Genomic DNA, 3,047 nt, shown 5'->3' on the forward strand with positions numbered 1-3,047 from the left:
GCACACGGCGGCCGCGGCGGCCGGGGGGCTGTCCGTGGCCCCCGGCGTCGCCCGGGGCCGGCCCGGTGACGCGCCGGAGGGCGGGCACGCCAAAGTCCTGGCCGAGGTCCAGTCCGCCACGGTGGGGCAGCAGGTGGACTTGATGCTGCAGACCTCGGACAACTACCTCGCCGAGGTGATGGGACGGATGACCGCCCTCGGCGTCGGCCGGCCCGGCAGCAGCGACGACGCCATTGCCGCCGTGCTGCAGCAGGTCAAGGACATGGGCGTTCCCACTGACTCGCTCCGGGCCGCGGACGTCTCCGGCCTGGCCCTGGCCAACAGGGTCTCGGCCCGGCAGCTCACGGACGTGGTCCGGGGCATGACCTCGGGCACAGACCCCCGGCTGCGCGCCGCCCTGAGCGGGTTCCCGGTCGCCGGGCTCACCGGCACCCTGGGGGACCGCTACACGGATGCGGCCTCGGCCGCGGGCGCCGGGCTGGTCCGCGCCAAGACGGGCACACTGAACACAGTCATTGCGCTTAGCGGTTCCGTGGTCGACGCCGACGGCCGGCTCCTGGTCTTTTCCTTCGTCGGCAACGGGCTGACCCCCGGCGCCGCGAACAAAGCCGCGCTGGACCGCTCCGCCGCCGTCCTCGCCGGCTGCGGCTGCCGCTGACGGCGCGGGCCGGCCGGGACCCCGCGCAGGTCTGCTCTTCGCGCCGGTCTGGCCCTTCGGCCGGAGGTCCCGGAGCCCGGCCGGTTCGCCGGTCAGCGAAAATTAAGGCGCATTGTCGGGGCCCTGTGATCTGATGGACCCCATGGAGTCCTCTGCAAGCGAGACATCAAGCGAGACATCACCCAAGACGCCGAGTGCGGCATCGGTCCAGGTCCCGGATCTCATCAACTGGGAGCTCGCCGCGTCCACGGCAGCCCGGCTGACGCCGGCGGGCCCCGTCCTGGGCAGCGCCGAGATCGGCGCCGCCGTCGAAAATCTGCGGCTCATGGCGGACATTTCCGTGCCGCACGTCCACCACATCACCGGCCTGGACGCCGCCCGGGACCTGCGTGACTCCGAGGTCCTCGTCGTGGACCGGGCCTCATGGGCCAAGGCCAACACGCAGAGCTTCGCCGTCATGCTCAAGCCCGCCATGGGAAAGATGCTGGAGGGCCGCGGTTCCATCAGCCCCGGCGCTGCCGGGGTCAGCGCGGCCATCACCGGCAGCCAGCTCGGCGCCATCCTGGCCTTCCTTTCGAGCAAAGTCCTGGGCCAGTACGATCCCTTCTCAGCGCTGGCCGAAAACTCCACGGCCCCCGCTTCCGGACGGCTGCTGCTCGTAGCGCCGAACATCATCTCCGTGGAACGCGAACTGAAAGTCGAACCCGCGGACTTCCGGCTCTGGGTCTGCCTCCACGAACAAACCCACCGGGTGCAGTTCGCCGCCGCACCGTGGCTGCGGCACCACATGCTCCAGGAGATCGAAAACCTCAGCGGACTGTTGCTGGGCAATGTCGATTCCCTGATGGAACGGGCCTCGGCGGCCGCGAAATCGCTGAAGGACCGCGCGGCACCCGGCGCCGCGCCCGGACGCGGCGCCATCCTGGACCTGCTCCAGAACCCGGAGGAAAAGGCGGCCCTGTCCCGCCTGACTGCCCTCATGAGCCTGCTCGAGGGTCACGCCAATGTGGTCATGGACGCCGTGGACGCCAGCATCGTTCCCTCGGTGAAGACCATCCGGCAACGTTTCAACGACCGCGGCCAGGACCGCGGCATGATCGAGAAATTCATCCGCAACCTGCTCGGCCTCGACGCCAAGATGCGCCAGTACAGTGACGGCGCCAAGTTCGTCCGGGAAGTGGTGGCCGCCGCCGGCATGGGAGGCTTCAACAGAGTCTGGGAGTCCGCGGACCACCTCCCCAGCGAACCCGAGATCCACGACTCCCGGCTGTGGCTCGACCGGATGGGCCTCTAGCCGCCATGACTGCCCCCGACGGCGCCGGTTCGACCTCGATTTCCAGCGGACGACGCCGGCCCGGCCGCCTCGCGCCGGTCGTCGGCACGGCACGAAAAATGCTGCAGGACGCCCTCGCCGCGGCCGGCTACCCGGACCGCGTCCTGGTTGCCTGCAGCGGCGGCCCGGACTCGCTGGCTCTCGCCGCCGTCGCCGCCTATTTCGGGCGCCGGGGCCACGTGGACGGCCATCCTGTCTCTGTCGGCGCCGTCGTCGTGGACCACCAGCTGCAGCCGGGCTCGGCCGCGGTCGCGGCCACCACGGCCCGGACCCTCGAGGAGCTCGGGCTCTCTCCCGTGACGATCAGGACTGTCGACGTCGCCTCCAGCGGCGCGGGCCCCGAGGCCGCCGCCCGGGACGCCCGCCATGCGGCCCTTGAGGCCGCCGCGGACGAGGCAGGTGCAGCCGCGATCCTGCTCGGCCACACCCTCGATGACCAGGCCGAACAAGTGCTCCTGGGCCTGGCGCGCGGGTCGGGCACCCGGTCCCTCGCCGGGATGCGGCCGGCCCGCGGCCGGCTGCTGCGCCCGTTCCTGGGCCTGCGGCGCGCGGACACCCTGGAGATCTGCCGGGTGGAGGACCTGGAGCCCTGGCACGACCCGTCCAACACCGATCCCGTGTACGCGCGTTCCCGGACCCGGGTTGAGGTGCTGCCCCTGCTGGAGGACAAGCTTGGCCCCGGCGTTGCCGAATCGCTCGCCCGCACGGCCGCGATCCTGCAGCTCGACGCCGATTATCTGGAGGACGTGGCGAACGACACGTTCGAGCGGCTGCGCCAGCAGACAGGGGAGGAGATCAGCCTTCCGGAGGCCGGGCTGAGGGATCTTGCCCCGGCCGTGAGGTTCCGGGTGATCGCCAAGGCCGCCGCCGCCGTCGGCGGTCAGCAGCCCAGCTACCAGCGGCTGCTCGCGGCGGAAGCGCTCCTGCGCCGGCAGGGATCGGCCGGCCCGGTGGAGCTTCCCGGCGGGGTCAGCGTCTTCCGGCTCTCGCTCGCGCAGCTCCTTGCGGCGGAGCCGTCCGCCGCCGGTGTTCCCCGCGAAGCCGCCCGCTGTGGGA

Annotated in this window: 3 protein-coding genes; all 3 read left to right on the forward strand. The window is 71.8% G+C overall.

From position 1 onward, the window contains the following. Window positions 1–658 (forward strand): D-alanyl-D-alanine carboxypeptidase/D-alanyl-D-alanine endopeptidase (dacB, locus tag AC1D1S_RS20380; protein WP_476995356.1); only part of this gene is annotated, 658 nt, incomplete at its 5' end. Window positions 659–791: 133 nt separating this feature from the next. Then, window positions 792–1,952: a zinc-dependent metalloprotease gene (locus AC1D1S_RS20385; protein ID WP_476942697.1), complete on the forward strand. Its 1,161-nt coding sequence runs from the start codon at window positions 792–794 to the stop codon at window positions 1,950–1,952. A gap of 98 nt (window positions 1,953–2,050) precedes the next feature. Next, window positions 2,051–3,047: tRNA lysidine(34) synthetase TilS (gene tilS / locus AC1D1S_RS20390; protein ID WP_476995357.1), on the forward strand; the 997-nt coding region annotated here is incomplete at its 3' end.

The sequence above is a fragment of the Arthrobacter sp. P1_A5 genome, assembly GCF_056406825.1.